Raw genomic sequence first — 18,258 nt, 5'->3', positions numbered from 1 at the left:
TATTAAATACTTGTTTAAAGTAGATTTCACGCTTTTGACTTATTTTCGCCATCACCCTTTCACATTTTTCCGAATCGCACTTTTAGGAATTGTCTTGTACAATGAAACGAGAGGTGATGATGGATGAGACTCACGCAAACGTGTGACTACGCACTGCGAACATTGATGTATAGCGCCACATTTTCACATCGACTCGTCACGATTCAAGAAGTGGCGGACCAATATAACATCTCCAAAAACCATGTCATGAAGGTCGTTTACGAGCTCGGCAAGCATGGCTATTTGGAGTCGGTGCGTGGCCGCGGCGGTGGATTCCGTCTCGCTCGCCCGATGGAAGAAATCAACGTGGGCGAGGTGGTTCGGTCGATGGAACCGCTCGAACTCGTGGAGTGCTTCGGGGAAGGCCGATGCGTGATCGCACCGGCCTGTGACTTAAGAAGTGTGTTGAACGAGGCAATGCTGGCGTTCTTTCATGTGCTCGACCGTTACACGATTGCGGATCTCGTCGCTAATCGAACGAACGAACTCGCCCTGCTATTGAGCATACAAAAACCGATGGACTGAAAAAGTCCGTCGGTTTTTGTTTACAGCGCCTTTAGCTTCGCTTCGATGTCTGCTCGTCTCGACTCTAGAAACGGCGGCAAGGCCAATCTCTCTCCGAGCGTCTCAACCGATTCATCCGTCGCGAATCCCGGTTCATCTGTTGCCAGTTCCACTAAGATTCCACTCGGTTCGCGGAAATAAATCGACTGAAAATAGTAGCGGTCAATGAGACCGGAGTGACTGATGCCATGCGCATCAAGCTTCTCAATCCATTTCGCCATATCGCCTGTTTCTTCCACTCGAATCGCCACGTGATGCACACTTCCCCGCCCAGGTCGTTCCGATGCCAAATCCGGTCGATCGACGAGATGAATCTCTGTCGCCACGCCACCCGCTCCCGTCTCAAAGACGCGCACGTCGTGACCATCCCGATCAAATGTCGTCACGTATCGATAGTCAAGCACTTCTGTCAGCACCCGTGCCGTCTTTTCAATCCGCCGTACCGTCCACTCACTAAATCCGAGACCAAAGATGCCGACATCTGTTGGTACAGGGCCCTTTTCCCAAGGTGTTCCGTTCCCTCCTTCCACGAGACAGAGACGTTGACCCTCATGATCTTCAAACGCGAGCGTCGGTCTCCCTTGAACCGATTCGACGTCCCCGTATGTCACATCGAACGTGTCGAAACGCTCCTGCCAATATGTAAGAGCCCCTTCTGGTACCCGTAGCGCGGTTCGAGAAATACTGTTTGACCCCCGATACGTCTGCCCGAGAAACGGGAGCTCAAAGAACGTCAAATCTGTTCCAGGCGTCCCCGTTTCGTCCGCATAGAATAAGTGATACATCGATGGATCATCCTGGTTAACCGTCTTTTTGACGAGTCGCATCCCTAGTACTTCCGTATAAAATCGTAAGTTCTTTTTGGCATCCCCGGTCATCGCTGACACATGATGTTGTCCACTAATCACCTTCACCAACCATCTCCCCTTTCGACTATATCGCTATTGTAGCACCTCTAAGTAAGTAAAGTCTTCTTTACATTATGTTAAGTTTGTTTTACACTTTTAGTATAAATCAGAAAAGAGGTGGCGCCATGCCATTGGTCAACCGCGTGAAAGAACTGCGTGCCCGGCACCAGTTAACTCAAGGCGATCTTGCTGAAAAGGTCGGCGTGACGAGACAGACGATTATCTCGCTCGAGAAAGGCAGTTACACGCCGTCTCTCATGCTGGCGATGCACATCGCAAGAGTGTTCAAGGAACCGGTCGAATCTATATTCACAATCGAGGAGGAAACAAAATGAAACACGTCGTCGTTCAGTCTATTTCAAGCATCATCCTGTATGTCCTGATGGCTTTTCTGTTCAGTTCATTTTTGTCTGATATTTCAACCATCATTGAATCAGATTCATTCATCGTCGAGTTCAATCTGCTTCCACTCTTGTTGCTCATTGGCTTTTTTATCGTTTGGACAATCTATTCGTTTAACACACGACCAAACAAACAGCTGAACTTTGCTCAATGGTCTGTCCGCATGACCGAATTCAGTGAAGTCGATGAACGTGAACAAATCATCACTGCGAAAGCGACAAAAGCTGCCTATGTCTCGTTTAGTATTTCGGTCCCCATTCTTATGGGATCGTTCATGTTCTATCCACTATTTGAAGACGCACTCCCTACTTATCCAATCTACGCACTCGCTTCAACGCTCATCATCGCGACATTCGTCTATATGGTAACTTGGATCCGCGCTTATACACGTTAAGGAATTCGATACGAGTTCCTTTTTTTATGTCTATTTTTCATCGAATCCTATCTCCTAATTGCTAATCATTACACCCTGTGTTTATATATAACTAAATGGTTATATAAATAATTAAAGGAGTCTTGCTTTGTGAAAACCGTCGATTTGACGACCGGAAACGTACAGCGTGTCATCCTCACGCTTGCCCTTCCGCTCGTCGGCAGTTCATTGTTACAGTTTACGTATAGTCTCGTCGATATGTTTTGGGTAGGCGCACTAGGAAGTGATGCCGTCGCAAGTGTCGGTGCGGCCAGTTTTTATATCATGCTCGGACAGGCGATTCAATCGTTGATTGTCGTTGGCGCCGGCATTAAAGTGTCACAAGCTGTCGGGAAACGTGACCTGAAATTCATCCAGCGCTATGTTCGGGCCGGAAGACGTCTAAATCTAGCACTCGGTCTCTCGTATGCCTCATTACTGATTTTTTTTGGTCATTCGTTGATCGGCTTTTTGAATATGAACGCACCAACCGTCGAGCGTCTCGCGTATGGATATTTGCTCGTCAGTGCGCCGATGCTTATTTTTTCTTTCTTCAACTTGCTGTTCGCCCGTCTATTCAGTGCCTATGGCAATACGACAACAGCGATGCGAATCAATGCGACAGGCGTCATACTCAACATGGTTCTCTCACCGATCTTCATTTATCCACTTCAACTCGGCGTCCTTGGAGCAGCTCTTGCGACACTTGTCGCCAACGTCGTCATGTTCGGGTTCTTCTGGCGTCGCGCCCGTTCATTGTTCAATTGGGATGAAGTCATTCAGCCGACTCGAACCGACTATAAAGAAATCTTTCGTCTCGGATTTCCGATGGCGACCCAACGGATTTTGTTCACCGTCATCAGCATTTTCCTTGCTCGCATGATTGGTTCGTATGGGACTGAAGCGATTGCAGCACAACGGATCGGGCTTCAAATCGAATCGGTCGCTTATATGATGATCGGTGGACTGAATGGAGCAATGGCTAGCTATACCGGTCAAAATATCGGGGCTCAAAAAGTGGATCGTGTTTATGAAGGTTACCGCGTGACGACCCGACTCGGGATAGTCTATACGGGGTTCATCATGTTGTTATTTATAATCGTCCCGGATTTCCTCATCGGTTTATTCGTCGAAGATGTTCGAACCATCGGCATTGGGGCGAGCTACTTGCGAATTATCGGTATTTCTCTCGTCTTCTCTTCGATTGAAATGATCGGAAACGGCTACTTCTCAGGACTCGGATTACCGAAAATTCCTGCGACGATCTCGATCATTTTCACAGTGGCCCGTATCCCACTCGCATTGTTACTTGAGCCTTATCTCGGAATCGATGCCATCTGGTGGAGTATTGCCATCTCAAGTATCATCAAAGGGCTTGTCTCCGCCCTCTTTGTCCGACTAACGAAAAAGGAAGTGACTTCACTTGCAGAAGCAGTTTAATCAACTACCCCATCGTCTCATCACGAGCGGAAAGTTTGCCATCGAGCGGGAAATGTTGCGGGTCACGTCAGACGGCACACTCGCTATTACGAAGCACCCAAAGTCACTCGGTCATAAGGCAACGCATCCATATATCACGACCGACTTCTCTGAAAGTCAAATCGAGCTCGTCACCCCGACGTTTCCGACGATTGAGGGGGCACATCACTTTTTAGAAACGCTTTATGATATCACTGCGCTAAACATAGGCGACGAACGCCTTTGGCCACAATCGATGCCATGCGCCTTACCGGAAGGCGGTACGATTCCACTAGCTGACTTTGGTGTGTCCGGACTCGAGGCTAGTCGTTACCGGGAGCATTTACTCCAAAAATATGGGGCGAAAAAACAACTCATTTCCGGAATTCATTTCAATTTTTCGTTTTCCGATGAGATGTTGTCCACACTATACGAAGGGTCTCCTGAGCAATATCGACACTTTAAAGATCACCTTTACTTGAAGCTGGTTCGCCAATATTTACGGATGCGATGGCTCATCGTCTATTTGCTCGGCGCTACCCCGGCTGTTCATGCGAGTTATGAAGAACGATGTGTCAGCCAGATGCAAGCGCTCCATGAGGATACCTTTTCAAATAAACAAGCGTTGTCCTATCGGAATAGCGACTGTGGCTATACGAATGTCGAACCACTTTATCCAAACTATAGGACACTCTCAGCATATACAAATGATGTACGTCGATTCATTGCCAAAGGGGAGATTACACATCCAAACGAACTCTACTCCCCGATTCGATTGAAAACATCGAGAGGTGGCAACGACTTGGACAAGCTCGAGGCAAACGGTATCGACTACATCGAAATTCGCAATATTGATTTGAATCCGTTTGAAAAGACCGGGATCGCGCGTTCAGATTTACGGTTTCTTCATCTATTTTTGCTCTACTTGACATTTACTGAGGAGACAACTTATTTCGATTGGCAGGCTGAAGCGTATAATAACCAACAACGTGTCGCCAAAGAAGGCATGTCTCCCACGAACACATTGACTCGAGATGGTGACGACGTAAAACTACACACGTACGCGACAGAACTTCTCGACGCGATCGATGCGTTCGACACGAAATATGACCTCGGCTTCAAAGATGTCTTCCCCTCTCTACGAGAAAAAATTGATCACGTGGACATGACGTACGCTTCTCGATTGAAGACGATTATGACCGAGACGGGTTATAACGCGTGGTCTCTGGCCCAAGCCGAACACTTTTATGAGGACGCGTATGCAAATCGTTTTCGTGTACATGGTTATTCCGACCTTGAGTTGTCTACTCAAGTATTAATGAAATCTGCCATCAAACGGGGGTATCGTGTCGACGTCATCGATTGGTCCGATCAATTTATCCGCATTCACAACGGCAAATATGAGGAGTACGTCAAACAGGCAACAAAGACATCAAAAGACAATTATGTATCAGTCCTGATGATGGAAAACAAAACGGTAACGAAGTATGTACTCGCTGAACACGGAATTCGTGTCCCTGAAGGTGTAGAACTTCATAACGAATCTGATTTATCGCATGCATGGCACCTGTTTTCACATAAACCAATCGTCTTAAAACCGAAGTCCACGAACTTCGGCGTAGGCATTCATATTTTTAAAGACGGAACGACTTATGAGGAAGCTCTATCTGCATTTCAGTATGCGAAAACGTTTGACGATGTCGTTTTACTGGAGACGTTTTTACCTGGAAAAGAATATCGCTTCCTCGTCATCGGAGATGAAGTCGCGGGCATCCTCCATCGTGTCCCAGCGAACGTCACAGGGGATGGCACCTCTTCCATTCGTCAACTCGTTGCGACAAAAAATGAAAACCCGTTGCGTGGGAAAGGATATAAGACACCACTCGAGAAAATCGAAATCGATGACATCGTCATTTCATTTTTACGTGCTCAAGGTAAGACACCCGATAGTATTCCCGCTCTCGATGAGCGTGTCTTCTTGCGCGAAAACTCTAATATCAGTACAGGTGGCGACAGCATCGACTACACAGACCAAATCCCTGATGTCTATAAACGCATTGCTGTCGATGCCGCTAAGTCAGTCGGGACAACAATCTGTGGTGTCGATATGATGCTCCCATCTCTTAATGATGAGCACATTGAATACGGCATCATCGAACTGAATTTTAATCCTGCCATTCATATCCATGCGTTCCCCTATGAGGGAAAAGAACGACCAATTGGCGAGATGTTGCTTGATTTGTTATTTCAGGATTGAATACTTTTGTTTTGGAATATATGGATTGGGCATATCCAAATATGAGCTCCGTGACGAAACTCGCTTCTTTTCCGAACTATTAGATGTATAGCTGATTCACCCTGAAAGGAGAATGGATCATGAGTACGGTCAAATCACATATAGAGGGTACGACACTGATTATGGAACGTCTGTTCAAGGCACCACGTCAACTTGTATTTGAAGCATTCTCTACACCCGCACATTTAGAGAAATGGTGGGGACCAACTGGATGGGAGACGAAAGTATACAGCTTCGACTTCAAACCAGGTGGGATTTGGCATTATTGCATGACTTGCGTCGATAAAGAACAAGGTGACTTCTACGGTATGGAGTCCTGGGGGAAATCCACCTTCATCGACATCGACCCCTACTCGCGAATCGTTTATACAGATGCGTTCTCGGATGCGGACGGTCATGTCAATCCAGATTTTCCTGTCATGACCATCACGAATGAATTTCTCGATACATCGGAAGGCACGCTATTCATTAGCCGCTCCGAATTCCCGAATGAAGAGGCTCTCCAACAAGTGGTTGATATGGGGGCCGTCGAAGGGTTCACATCCCAACTCGATCGTCTTGAAGCAATCGTGACACAGTAACGAGCAAGGCACCGACCTCGTAATAGAGACGGTGCCTGTTTTCGTTTAAAACAAAAAGTAGCTCACTACGAGGATCAGTGAAAAGATAAAGACCATCCCAATCGCCAAAGCAATGAGACTCATCTTCGCAGATTTGAATTGTTGCGTGTTAATCGTATGCACTTTTTTCAAATATGAACGGGTACCTACAAGAATCGTGCTGATGCCGAACAAAATGGATAACATCCCGATTGCTGAAATCAATTGATGTTCTGCCCCACTTAAATTCTCGCTTCGATAATAATGAAAGTTCGTCACTAAAAACCCAATCCCGATCACGGTAATCGCAGTACGAATCCATGCCAAAAATGTCCGCTCGTTCGCTAAGTGTTGCTGGATATATTGAGAATCTATCGTTTTTTCTACTTCTAACTTCATTCTTTCAATCATCCTTCCATTTCAATCAAATGATTCTTCAAAGCATATTGCACAAGTTCATGACGATGCTTGATTTGCAATTTATTCATGACACGTGCTTTATGATTTTCAACTGTTTTGGGACTAATCCCTAATTTCTCTCCAATCTCATTATGGCTATAGCCGAGAGTCGACAATCGGACGATTTCTAGTTCACGACGCGTCAATAACGGATGATTATTCTTTTGAAAGACAATCTTTTCAATATAATCCTCGTTCAACGAAGTAGCATAATATCGTTTCCCGTCAAATACGTGTTTGATTCCTTCTTCTAGTTGAGAAGGATCACTATTTTTGGACATATAACCAGGGACGCCCAGCTCGAGAGCACGTTTGATGTAAATCTCTTCATCGTGCATCGTCAGTAAGATCACTTTTACGGTGGGCACTTCCTCTGCGAGTGCTTTGACTGTCACAAAACCATCCAATCCATTCGGCATCGTGATATCAAGTAAAATGACATCAGGACGTGTCCGAAGCGCTTCTTGGATAGCTGCTGACCCTTCTGTCGCTTCCCCGACTACCCGAATGCGCTCATTCGTACGAAACATCAGTTTTAACCCACGACGTACAAGTTCATGATCATCGACAATTAATACATTAATCGGTTGCATAATAACCTCGCTCTCTCGGAACCGACACGGAAATTTGCGTCCCTTCCCCTACCGCTGTAACGATTTGAAACAAACCCTCAATCGTTTTCGCTCTCTCTTCCATATGACGTAACCCTAATCCTTTCGAGACGTTCAGCGCATCAAAACCTGCCCCGTCATCCCGGAATAACAATTCAACTCGCCCGTCACGCTCGATTACCTGACAATCCACAATTGTCGGATTTGCGTATTTCATTGTATTTACGAGTGCCTCTTGGACAATCCGATACAAATTAATCTCCACAAGAGAATCGCATCGTGTCGTCAGACGAATGTCTGTATGAAACGCTACGTTTGGGTAACGGGTCGCAAAACTATCAAGCAACACTTGTAATGCGGATTCAAGTCCAAATTGATCAAGCTCAATCGGTCTTAATTGCTTCGAGTAATTTCTTACATGATCCATCAGGAGACTTACTTCAGATAGAACGGACGTCAAATATTCTTTTTTATCCGGGTCTGCGACGTCTGATTGAAGAGCACTCAACGCAAGGGTGATACTAAAGAGCGATTGTCCGACACCGTCATGTAGTTCCTGAGCCAACCGTTCATGTTCTTCCTCTCGTGCATGAATCAATTCCCGAACCATCTTTTCTCTTAAAGCGTGCGCTTCTCGGCGCTTTCGTTCTGTGAAATCTCGTAAAACGAGCAAATAATATGTGGCTCCTGTTTTGGCATCATTTAGAATTCGAGCTGTATTCATCTCAACATCTACTAGTTTTCCGGAGTAAGTCGGCATTTCTGAAGAGAAGTATGGAGAACGTTCATGTTCAATTAAGTAACACCGTTCTTCACCTAAGCTCATTCTCCGTTTCTGACAAAAAGAACAATAAGGAACCGGTTCACCGACTTGCCATCCCGTCAATTGTTCGGCCGATTGGTTCATCGATATGATTTTCCTGTCATGATCCATCACAATCACACCGTCTTTGAGTACGTCTAATATTTGATGTTCAAAGTCACGTAGTGTCAACCTCATCCCCTCCGCACTCTTTCAGTTCTTATATCTATAATACCCCTATGGGTAAATAAACCCAAATGATGTACTTCACTTTCCCATGAAAAAAAGACGTGCACCGAGGCACGTCCGATTTCTTTTGAAAACCCTATTCATCACAATCCACTCATATTTAACGCTTGATCGTCCGTTCATTTAAGACATCAACAGTCGCTTGCACATATTTGAGCCCGTGTTGAACAGACGGTTCTTTAATCCATCGCATGAGTGAGAATAGCGTGATGTGGCGGTCATCCTGTTCCACACGACTTTGTACTTCCGCCCACATATCTCGTGTCCATTCAACCTTCTCTTTCGCTGGCACGGCATACCCCTCAATCCGTTGGCCAATCATTTCTTTCGTTTGTTCATCGTGGTATACATCTTGAACAAACGTGAACATGGACTCAAGTTGATTGGTCACCTGTAACAACATCGGTAATTTTTCAATCAGCTCTATAGCCGATTCAAGCGTTTCGATTTGTATGTTGGAATTGTCGATGGCCGCGTCAACTTTTTCTTTCACCGTTTCATCTTTCATCGTCGCCATACCAAAATCAACAGCATCTTCCAAACGACGGAGAGACTGTTCGATTTTAGGTAGACGATCAATGAGTGCAATCAGTGCTTGCTCAACGTCGGGTCTTGTCAGTACTGTTTCAACTGTTTGCTCTTCAAGTGCAGAACGTTCCATCACGATCCCTCCCTTCCTACATCGTCCCTTTCAACATGCCATTCCAGTACATAATCGGTAAAAAGTCTTTTTTCAAAATATACATGCTCCGTCTTTCTTTTGCTTGATTGAACGGCATAGATTCTTGTGGAACTTTATCATAATCAAACTCTGCGAGAATTAATGAACCATAGCCCGTGACAATCGGACAAGAAGAATAACCATCATAAGAAGCAGTCGGTAAATGACCGTACATCACATCCAGTACGTTTCGCACGACGACGGGCGCTTGCTTTCGAATCGCTGCACCTGTCTTCGATGTAGGTAGGTTCGTACAATCACCTAACCCGAACACATTTTTAAATTGTTTATGTTGAAGTGTATGTTTGTCGACATCGACCCAACCACCGGATTCCGCCAATGAACTGTTCCGAATAAACGCCGGAGCTTGCATCGGTGGTGTGACATGAATCATGTCATAACTCATCTCAAACGATTCACCAGAATCTAAGTTTTCAAAAACCGCAATTTTTTCATCTGCTTTTATTTCCGTTAAATTAACCCGGAAATGCGTTTCAATCTGTTTTCGTTCGAGTACTTTCTCCAACGCATCACGATACTTCGTAACATCGAAAATGGCGGGATTAGCCGAACCGAAGACCACTCGACTCGAATCACGAACTCCCGTCTTCGTTAAATACTCTTCAGCCAGATACATGATTTTTTGAGGGGCGCCCCCACATTTCACTGGAGAAGCCGGGTGCGTGAACAATGCAGTTCCACCTGTGAGCTTTTCGAGGGTATCCCATGTATAATCAACGTGTTCGTATGAGTAGTTACTGCAGACTCCTTTCGACCCAAGCGATTCTTTTAACCCTTTGACGCGCCCCCAGTCAATTTCAATACCTGGTGACACGACAAGAAAATCGTATTGAATCTTTCCGTGACTTGACGTTTCGACTTGATTGTTTTCAGGATCAAATGTCGTCACATGGTCTTGTAACCACGTCGCCCCATCAGGAATGAGTGAATCCATCGTGCGGGCTGACTCCTCTTTTTTGACAATACCTGCTCCGACGAGTGTCCATAATGGTTGATAATAGTGAGTGGTTGCGGGATCAATCAATAAAACCTCATCTCTTAAATGATGTTTCTCTCGAAGCAATCTGGCCGCGACACTGATTCCCCCAGTTCCTGCTCCTACAATCACAACACGATAATGTGTACGCATCGTATGCCTCTCCTTCCTTCTTGCTATGTTTTCTTTTTTGACAAAACAGTGAACTTCTATACAACTTAAGCATATTTGAAAGCGTATACATTTTATATAGGGGAAGTCCCTCAATTTCCTTATGAATCAACACTTGACGTAATATAGCACATATTATCTTCAAACAAAATATCAATATTAAACGTTATCAGAGGTGATGAAAATCACACAGACAGCCATGTCTATTATTGAGGGATTGCCCTCAATTATATCCAACCCTCTTGACCTCTAGATACCCTAGGGGGTATAAAGTGATTATGTAATTTAAAGGAGGAGTTTTTTATCATGTCAAAACAAACCTATCACCCATTATATTTTTTATCTGCTCTTGGCAACGGTGGGCTCGCTGTGTCATTTTTTATGTACTTTATGTTCCTCATACCACACCCTGATTCTCCACTACCTCACTTCAATCATTTACGTGAGACGTTTGAGGGCGGAGGAATCCCAGCTATTCTTGTCGTTCTCGTTTCATTGGTCATTATTGGCTTCTCGGCAAATCACTTCCGTCTGCTTGCATGGAATATCCGTTCATTTCGTAAATTCAAGAAAAGCGATCGATATTCCAAAGTGAAAGGAACTCCTGGAGAAGTAGCTGTCATGGCAGAACCACTCACCTATGCGATGAGTGTCAATGTACTGTTTATTCTAGGTGCTTTGTTTGTTCCAGGACTTTGGTCTAATGTTCAATCCTTACTACCTTTTGCCCTCATTGCCTTCTTAATCATTGGTGAATATGCATTTACTCGTTATGTTCAGTACATTGCATCGGTTATGGTGAGTGGTCAAGTTGACGTTGAAAATATGAACCAATTCGGACAATTCTTAGGTGCTTTTTCGTTCGTCATGGTCGCAGTGGGATTAGCTAGTCCTGCCGCTATGTCAAAAATCCAATGGGTTTCTGTCAGTGCGACAATCGCCTCTATATTTTTTATGACACTTGTATGGGGGATTATTTTATTTTTCGCCGGAATGAGTCTACGAGCCATCTTCAGTAAAGGCTTTGCAAAAGCGAGCGCACCGACTATTTGGTTACCTATCCCGATTCTCACCCTTACTGGTATTACATTCGTTCGATTGAACTCAATGGTGTCACATCGCTTGCTAGAGACTGAGGTCAATGCAGCCTTTATGCTGATTGTACTCGGGATATTATTTATGGGGAGCACCGCGGTTGGACTAATCGGATATAGTGTATTACGTCGACTTGATTACTTCAGAAATCAGCCAGAGGGCGGAGCAAGTTTTGGTCTCATTTGTCCAGGTGTCGCATATGTGGTACTCGGAATGTTCTTTGTTCATTGGGGACTCGTTCAAAACGGCTTCTTGACTGTACACACGTGGATGCATTATATCGCTTTATCACCTCTTGTATTCATACAATTTAAAACAATTCAATGGGTCGTGAAGTTGTCTTCTACGCATCTATCATCTGCCGCCGACAAATCCACACTCAAAGTCGCATGACAAGAACGCTGAAGAGAAACATCTCTTCAGCGTTCTTTATATTTATTTAGAGTTGAATTGCCTAAATACATCATCGAGTTGATTAGAGGTTATATGACTGTAGACATCCCCGATGCTGATTTCCGTTGAACAGTATCCATCATTTTCTACGAGATGCCCTGTAATGCCAACCCCGGTTTCTTGTTGGATGCGTGCCATCCGCTCGCCCACTTCCTCTTCATCCCCTTGGAAATGTAAATGGAACATATTCGTGACCGGAATAAGTGGGGTCGTCCAGACACCGTCGAGTTCGTTGAATCGTGCTGCCAATTGTACGGCAGCATCGCGATATCCCTGCATTTTGTCTTTTCGCAACTCATAATAATAATCTGAAGAAAGAATATACGGATACAGGCTGATCAAGTCACCGCCATAGCGACGCTTCCATACTTTCGACGTCTCACAAAACGCCTTCGGTCCAGCAAGGATGGCCCCGGCAATGCCACCAATTCCTTTATAGAACGAGACGTACACACTATCGAAGAGTGCACAAATCTCAGATGCTTCTTTCTCATAATACGGGAGCGATTCGAACAGTCGTGCTCCGTCTAGATGTAGATAAATCCGTTTGTCACGACAATGTTCGCTAATCGCTTCGAGTTCCTCGAACGTCGGTAGCTCTCCTCCGATTTCCCGTTGTGGAAGTTCGAGCAACAGACAGGCGATGTCCGGCAACGCTTGAATCTCTTCGAGTGTCATAAGACGGTTTTCGTTTCCAACTAAAATCGGTTCGATATAATGCAACTCTTTCAAGCCGTCCTGCTCATGGATTTCAAGGTGACAGAGCGGATGATATGCGACCTTGTTCTTCCCTGTCTCATCACACCAAATGCGTAACGCAATCTGTTGCGCCATCGTGCCGCTCGGAAAGAATACCGCCGACTCTTTCCCAAGAACTTGTGCCATCTTCTCTTCAAACTGTCGAATCGTTCTCCCCTGTCCATACTGATCACTCGGCTCATCTTCACGCACCTGTTCAAATGCGCGTTTCAATACACCGACTTCCCGTTTCCCGTGACCGCTCAATTGGACGTTCGTCTGTCGATACGTGTCTGCTAATCGCTCCATCCTTCCCCCTCCTCGACAAATAAACTCCCTGTCAGTATAACAGGGAGCCAAATACTCAGTCGCGAATCCGGACGATAAGTTTACCGCGCACTTTTCGCGTTTGTAGTTTTTCGAGACCTTCTTTCAATTGGTCGAAAGATAACACTTCTGTGACGAGGTCGTTCAGTTCACCCGCTTCAAGTAAGTGCATCAACTCTTCGGCCATATACGCCAAGTTGCGAATCGCATGTTCGTCCTCGCTCGCATGCGCTGCCCCGAGCGCCACCTCGTGAATCGAAGGGGATAATGTGAACCCTTTCATGTTCGTCATGTCTGGTGGACCGGCGATATAGGCGAGGTGTCCACTAAACGCGAGACGATCTAAGTCGGCTGTCGCGACGTCACGACCGACCGTGTTCAAAATCAAGTCGACACCACGTCCATCCGTCTCTTCCATGATTCGTGCCGTCACGTCCTCGACGTTGTAATCGATTGCCACATCCGCACCAAGCGACTCTACCCATTCAACGTTCTCGGGAGATGCCGTCGTGAAGACCTTTAGCCCGAGGCGTTTTGCGAGCTGAATGGCAAAGCCACCAACACCACCTGCACCAGCGTGCATGAGAATCGTTTCTTTATTCCGTGTATTCAGTTTCTGCATGACCGCTTCATACGCTGTCATTCCAGCACATAAAATCGAGGCAGCCGCTTCGTCGCTCACACCTTCCGGAACGACCGCACATGCCCGGGCATCGACGACCGTATACTCAGCGAACCCTCCATATTTCGAAAGATCCGTATGAACGGCCACACGCGAACCGGTAATGATGTTGGCGATACTCGAACCGACCTCGACGACTTCTCCAACGAGATCGACACCGAGAATGTGTGGATATGACCAATTCGGATTGCCATTCGATCCGACTTTATAATCGACCGGGTTCAAGGCGACCGCCTCGACACGAATCAATAATTCTCCGGCTCCAGGTGTCGGTCGGTCGATTTCTCCAATATGCAGATGATCCAGACCAGGTTGGTCGAGTAGCCATGCTTTCATGTTTAATAAGCTCCTTCCGAATACGTAAGTTCGTATGAGTGTGAATAAATTTCAACGAGGTTACCGAATGGATCTTCGCAGTACACCATGCGATACGGTTTTTCGCCTGGGTAGTACTCACGAATCGGCATCCGTTGTTTGCCGCCATGAGCGACAATCTTCTCGACGAGTCCTTCGATATCAGGGTCTTGTACACAATAGTGGAAGATCCCTGTCTTCCAAAATTCGAAGTTGTCTTCTGGTGTCTCGTTATTCGGGAACTCAAATAACTCGATCCCAATCCCATCTCCCGTTGACATGTGGGCAATACGGAATTTGCCCCAGCCTGGTCCGAAGACGTCAGTACACATCACGCCGATTGGTGAATCGTCCTCGACGACGTCTGAAGGTGTCATGATGGTATACCATCCCATCACGTCCTCATAAAATGTAACGGCCTCGGCTACGCTCGGTACAGAAAGACCGATGTGTGAAAATGTTCTTGGATACGTCATGTTTCATCTACTCCTTTTTGTTTGCTCAATTTGGCGGATAACGATAAGATACTGTCATTGAAGCAAGAAAAAAAGTACGCACATTGAAGTAACTACCCGAAAGTGAGGCTCATTGAACATGACCACATCGTTCCCCGTCAACCGCGCACTCGAGATTATCGGCGGCAAATGGCGCCCTCAAGTGTATTGCACGCTTCAAGATGGACCGCTCCGTTTCTCTGATATTCAACGGGCGATTCCGGACGTCAGCCGAAAAGTGTTGACCGACCAATTGCGCGAGCTTGAACAGCTCGGTATGGTTCGTCGTGTCGACTATTCGACGGAGAAGCACCTGCACGTCGAGTATTCATTAACTGAAGACGCCCTCGGCCTGCAACCTGCCATGAATGCCCTTTGTTCATGGGGAGAGTGCCACGACAATCAATAATCCCGAGCCATATGGCCCGGGATTATTTTTATGCGGCGAACAAACTAATTAGATTCCCGTCCGCATCGTACAGAATCGCGTAACGTTGACCCCAGAACGCATCCCATGGAGCTTTGTGTGACGCATAGCCTTGTTCAAGTACTGAGTCATACAAAGCATTCAGTGACTCACGGCTTTCACATAAGAAGGCAAGCTCGATCCGATGCCCGTCTGCCTGTTTCCATTCCCCGTATACCGATTCGGCCACTTCCACCGTATCGAACGCGAGACGCACGCCGCCTTCATCAATCTCCACATGCGCTTCCCCGTTCATCGCTTCTGGAATCTCAAACCCGAGTGCCCGATAAAAATCGAGCGACCGCTTCATATCCGTCACGACGATGCCGACCATGTCCAATTTGACTGCCATCCCATTCCCTCCCCTTATTTTCATGATACGATTTGAGTGTAGCACGTACAATCCAGTCAGAGATGAGGAAATAAAGTGAATCATACATTTCATCCACTCACACAAGAACAAGCCGAATTGATCGCCTTCAAGTGGCGCTATGAAGGCGAATACGCGTTTTACAATATGGACGCCGACGAGGAAGATCTCGCCTCATTTTTAGATGCGAAGGAACGGGGAGACACGACGTTCGCCATCCTTAATGACGATGAACTGATCGGCTTTGTCACGTTGCACTTCGAATCAGTGGAAACTGTCTCCATCGGTCTCGGCATGCGCCCTGATTTGACGGGGAGCGGCAACGGACATCGATTCCTCGCTTCGATTCTAACTTGGATCGAGGCGACATATGGGACTCGTACAGTACGTCTCGCTGTCGCCACGTTCAACAAACGAGCCATCCGTTTATACAGATCACTCGATTTCATCCCAGAAGACACGTTCATGCAGGAGACGAACGGAGGCGTGTATTCCTTTCTCTCGATGAAACGCCTACAAAAATCCCCTCCGAACATCTGAGGTTCGGAGGGGATTTATATACGATCTATCTAAACTCAGTGTTTGACCGCTGTCGGCTTCGATGAGAACCAGCCCCATAACGCAATCCCGACCATGACTGACCAGAAGAAAATCGTCCAAGCTGCCGAGTGGACGAATCCATCCGGGAGCCCCATGAATTCGAATGGTGTCCCGGCAATCAATTCTTTGAAACCTGGATGTTCAAGTACGAGGACCGTCAACTTGACCCCGACCCAACCGACGATGATAAAAGCGGCTGTTTCAAGTGTAGGACGTTGATGAAGCAACTTGACAAAAATCCGAGCCGCGAATCGCATCAAGACGACCCCGATGAGTCCACCCGTCAAGACGACAAAGAACTGACCTGAGTCAATCCCACCGATCTCCCCGAGACCGAGCGGTGGCAAGCTGACCGCGAGCGCAACCGCTGCCAAGATTGAGTCGACCGCAAAGGCGATATCCGCAAACTCAACTTTCGCGACAGTGAGCCAAAACTCTTTCTTCGAAACAGGTCGTTCTGTGACGGCCGTCTCTTCTTTCGCTTCTGCTGCCAAATCTTGCTGTGGCTCCATTTTTCTCGCCTTATACGTCATATACAGATGACGCGCACTCATTCCAATCAAGTAAAGCGCACCGAGCGCTTGAACTTGCCATACGTTAATTAAGAACGAGATTAAGAACAATGCGATAAAGCGGAAGACGAACGCCCCAAGGAGTCCGTAGAACAATGCCTTCTTCTGCTCTGTACGTGGCAAATGCTTGACCATGACAGCCAAGACGAGCGCGTTGTCTGCAGATAACAAGCCTTCTAAACCGACGAGAACGACGACAATCCAGGCATACTGCAGGACTAACTGCCAATCCATAACAACATCTCCTTTTCCTTTCAATTCCTTCATATTTAATAGTGATCTATTTTTTAAGTTCACAGGACCATTTTATTCCCGTTCACAAAGTAAATCAATCCTCTTTCTTCAATATCTGAAGGTTTTTTTAGGATTGCATATTCAAAACACGTTTTGAGAGCAAAATCATACCCGTTCAGCCATCATTTCGTGATAAAATCCTAACAAGAACGAGTGGTCGCTTGAACCGCTCTAAAAAAGGAGAATCCGATTATGTCTACAAGCCATGTCGCTTTACCTACTAAAGCAGAACGACATAAATTGTTCGGGTCGGTCCCACCGATTAAAGGAACAAAACCGACCGAGAAAGAACAGATGGTCGATTTACAAAATACACCGAAAAACTTCTTATTCGCTCTTGATAGTGTTGGAATTTCAAACGTGAAGCACCCTGTGAACGTCGAGACGTCAGAAGGGGTCCAGTCAACAGTTGCTACCTTCGAATTGACGACATCGCTCGTTCAAGATCGTAAAGGAATCAACATGTCCCGTTTGACGGAACAGCTCGATGCGTATCATCAACAAGGATGGACGGTATCGAACCGTTCGTTAATCGAGTTTGCACAAGAGCTCGCGGAGCGTATGGAGCAAACGGAAGGACAATTGACAATTCGTTACCCGTGGTTCTTCACGCGTAAAGCACCCGCAACAGGCCTCAGTGGTTTGATGAACGCAGATGTGATGCACCGCGTGACATATAACCTCGAAACGGGCGTCGCAAATGTGACAGTCGGTCTCGTCATCAATGTCACGACGCTTTGCCCATGTTCAAAAGAAATCAGTGAGTACAGCGCCCATAACCAACGTGGGTACATCACGATCGAAGCAGGTCTTGATGAGACGTCGATGGATGGGTTCGACTGGCGTGTGGCACTTCTCGATGCGGCGGAATCGAACGCCTCAGCACCACTCCATCCGGTCCTCAAACGTCCGGATGAAAAACGTGCGACAGAAATCGCATACGAAAACCCACGTTTCGTCGAGGACATGGTCCGCTTGATTGCGGCTGATTTGTACGAGATGAAACAAGTTGTGAACTTCTTCGTCGAATGCCGTAACGAAGAGTCGATTCACCAACACGATGCCATCGCATCGATCACATTTGATAAGCGCAACGACGCATAAGAAAATGCGGAACCTCTTTTA

21 protein-coding genes are annotated in these 18,258 nt (G+C 46.3%); 10 read left to right on the top strand and 11 right to left on the bottom strand.

The genetic code is table 11. From position 1 onward, the window contains the following. The first annotated feature begins 123 nt into the window (after positions 1 to 123). A complete protein-coding gene (locus P400_RS0104235; protein ID WP_026825004.1) occupies positions 124 to 564 on the top strand; it encodes an RrF2 family transcriptional regulator in 441 nt (146 codons plus the stop codon). Between the two features lie 20 nt (positions 565 to 584). Here the strand turns inward: P400_RS0104235 and P400_RS0104230 are convergent, their stop codons facing one another. Further along, a complete protein-coding gene (locus P400_RS0104230; protein ID WP_026825003.1) occupies positions 585 to 1,517 on the bottom strand; it encodes a ring-cleaving dioxygenase in 933 nt (310 codons plus the stop codon). A gap of 119 nt (positions 1,518 to 1,636) precedes the next feature. Between P400_RS0104230 and P400_RS0104225 the strand changes: the two genes are divergently transcribed. The 5 genes from P400_RS0104225 to P400_RS0104205 all read left to right on the top strand — a co-directional run bounded on the left by P400_RS0104225 (position 1,637) and on the right by P400_RS0104205 (position 6,660). Further along, positions 1,637 to 1,846, top strand: coding sequence for a helix-turn-helix transcriptional regulator (locus tag P400_RS0104225; protein WP_026825002.1), 210 nt, complete (start codon positions 1,637 to 1,639; stop codon positions 1,844 to 1,846). Then, the gene (locus tag P400_RS0104220) at positions 1,843 to 2,307 is read left to right on the top strand and encodes a hypothetical protein (protein ID WP_026825001.1); all 465 of its coding nucleotides are present in this window, start codon (positions 1,843 to 1,845) and stop codon (positions 2,305 to 2,307) included. Before P400_RS0104225 ends, P400_RS0104220 begins: the two co-directional genes overlap by 4 nt. A gap of 129 nt (positions 2,308 to 2,436) precedes the next feature. Next, the gene (locus P400_RS0104215; protein ID WP_026825000.1) at positions 2,437 to 3,765 is read left to right on the top strand and encodes an MATE family efflux transporter; all 1,329 of its coding nucleotides are present in this window, start codon (positions 2,437 to 2,439) and stop codon (positions 3,763 to 3,765) included. After that, positions 3,749 to 6,040: a bifunctional glutamate--cysteine ligase GshA/glutathione synthetase GshB gene (gshAB, locus tag P400_RS0104210; RefSeq protein WP_026824999.1), complete on the top strand. Its 2,292-nt coding sequence runs from the start codon at positions 3,749 to 3,751 to the stop codon at positions 6,038 to 6,040. Before P400_RS0104215 ends, gshAB begins: the two co-directional genes overlap by 17 nt. A gap of 119 nt (positions 6,041 to 6,159) precedes the next feature. Continuing rightward, a complete protein-coding gene (locus P400_RS0104205) occupies positions 6,160 to 6,660 on the top strand; it encodes an SRPBCC family protein (RefSeq protein ID WP_026824998.1) in 501 nt (166 codons plus the stop codon). A 45-nt stretch (positions 6,661 to 6,705) separates the two neighbouring features. On the opposite strand, the gene P400_RS0104200 is transcribed toward P400_RS0104205, so the two are convergent. From P400_RS0104200 to P400_RS0104180, 5 genes are all read right to left on the bottom strand, one after another. Then, positions 6,706 to 7,077, bottom strand: a complete 372-nt coding sequence (locus P400_RS0104200) for a YidH family protein (RefSeq protein WP_034770829.1) — start codon at positions 7,075 to 7,077, stop codon at positions 6,706 to 6,708. 8 nt (positions 7,078 to 7,085) lie between these two features. Then, positions 7,086 to 7,730 (bottom strand): response regulator, encoded by a 645-nt coding sequence (locus tag P400_RS0104195; protein WP_034770826.1) that lies wholly within the window; start codon positions 7,728 to 7,730, stop codon positions 7,086 to 7,088. Beyond that, complete coding sequence (locus P400_RS0104190) at positions 7,717 to 8,748, bottom strand: sensor histidine kinase (protein ID WP_026824995.1); 1,032 nt, start codon at positions 8,746 to 8,748, stop codon at positions 7,717 to 7,719. The genes P400_RS0104195 and P400_RS0104190 overlap by 14 nt, the downstream gene beginning before the upstream one ends. Before the next feature lie 151 nt (positions 8,749 to 8,899). Beyond that, on the bottom strand, positions 8,900 to 9,460 hold the full coding sequence (locus tag P400_RS0104185) for a hypothetical protein (protein WP_026824994.1): 561 nt from the start codon (positions 9,458 to 9,460) through the stop codon (positions 8,900 to 8,902). A gap of 16 nt (positions 9,461 to 9,476) precedes the next feature. Beyond that, positions 9,477 to 10,670: an FAD/NAD(P)-binding oxidoreductase gene (locus P400_RS0104180; protein WP_026824993.1), complete on the bottom strand. Its 1,194-nt coding sequence runs from the start codon at positions 10,668 to 10,670 to the stop codon at positions 9,477 to 9,479. A 324-nt stretch (positions 10,671 to 10,994) separates the two neighbouring features. On the opposite strand from P400_RS0104180, the gene P400_RS0104175 reads away from it, so the two are divergent. Further along, positions 10,995 to 12,176 (top strand): TsoY family (seleno)protein, encoded by a 1,182-nt coding sequence (locus P400_RS0104175; RefSeq protein WP_051545937.1) that lies wholly within the window; start codon positions 10,995 to 10,997, stop codon positions 12,174 to 12,176. Positions 12,177 to 12,218: 42 nt separating this feature from the next. Here the strand turns inward: P400_RS0104175 and P400_RS0104170 are convergent, their stop codons facing one another. From P400_RS0104170 to P400_RS0104160, 3 genes are read right to left on the bottom strand one after another with little or no spacing between them, the layout of a single operon-like run. Then, a complete protein-coding gene (locus tag P400_RS0104170; RefSeq protein WP_026824991.1) occupies positions 12,219 to 13,283 on the bottom strand; it encodes a threonine aldolase family protein in 1,065 nt (354 codons plus the stop codon). 55 nt (positions 13,284 to 13,338) lie between these two features. Then, complete coding sequence (locus P400_RS0104165) at positions 13,339 to 14,319, bottom strand: zinc-binding dehydrogenase (protein ID WP_026824990.1); 981 nt, start codon at positions 14,317 to 14,319, stop codon at positions 13,339 to 13,341. 2 nt (positions 14,320 to 14,321) lie between these two features. Further along, positions 14,322 to 14,813, bottom strand: coding sequence for a lactoylglutathione lyase family protein (locus P400_RS0104160; protein WP_026824989.1), 492 nt, complete (start codon positions 14,811 to 14,813; stop codon positions 14,322 to 14,324). A gap of 118 nt (positions 14,814 to 14,931) precedes the next feature. Here P400_RS0104160 and P400_RS0104155 point away from each other — a divergent pair, with 118 nt between their 5' ends. Next, positions 14,932 to 15,240 carry a winged helix-turn-helix transcriptional regulator gene (locus tag P400_RS0104155; RefSeq protein ID WP_026824988.1) on the top strand — a complete coding sequence of 103 codons (309 nt, stop codon included), beginning with the start codon at positions 14,932 to 14,934 and terminating at the stop codon, positions 15,238 to 15,240. Between the two features lie 28 nt (positions 15,241 to 15,268). Here P400_RS0104155 and P400_RS0104150 read toward each other — a convergent pair whose 3' ends face one another. Then, a complete protein-coding gene (locus tag P400_RS0104150) occupies positions 15,269 to 15,649 on the bottom strand; it encodes a VOC family protein (RefSeq protein ID WP_026824987.1) in 381 nt (126 codons plus the stop codon). A gap of 75 nt (positions 15,650 to 15,724) precedes the next feature. Here P400_RS0104150 and P400_RS0104145 point away from each other — a divergent pair, with 75 nt between their 5' ends. Beyond that, positions 15,725 to 16,207 (top strand): GNAT family N-acetyltransferase, encoded by a 483-nt coding sequence (locus tag P400_RS0104145; RefSeq protein ID WP_026824986.1) that lies wholly within the window; start codon positions 15,725 to 15,727, stop codon positions 16,205 to 16,207. A gap of 35 nt (positions 16,208 to 16,242) precedes the next feature. Here P400_RS0104145 and P400_RS0104140 read toward each other — a convergent pair whose 3' ends face one another. Next, positions 16,243 to 17,073 (bottom strand): TerC family protein, encoded by an 831-nt coding sequence (locus tag P400_RS0104140; RefSeq protein WP_026824985.1) that lies wholly within the window; start codon positions 17,071 to 17,073, stop codon positions 16,243 to 16,245. Positions 17,074 to 17,325: 252 nt separating this feature from the next. Here P400_RS0104140 and folE2 point away from each other — a divergent pair, with 252 nt between their 5' ends. After that, on the top strand, positions 17,326 to 18,237 hold the full coding sequence (folE2, locus tag P400_RS0104135) for a GTP cyclohydrolase FolE2 (protein ID WP_026824984.1): 912 nt from the start codon (positions 17,326 to 17,328) through the stop codon (positions 18,235 to 18,237). Positions 18,238 to 18,258: the final 21 nt, after the last annotated feature.

Source organism: Exiguobacterium marinum DSM 16307 (assembly GCF_000620845.1).
In the GTDB taxonomy this organism is placed as follows: domain Bacteria; phylum Bacillota; class Bacilli; order Exiguobacteriales; family Exiguobacteriaceae; genus Exiguobacterium; species Exiguobacterium marinum.
This window is presented reverse-complemented; position numbering and strand designations above follow the sequence as displayed.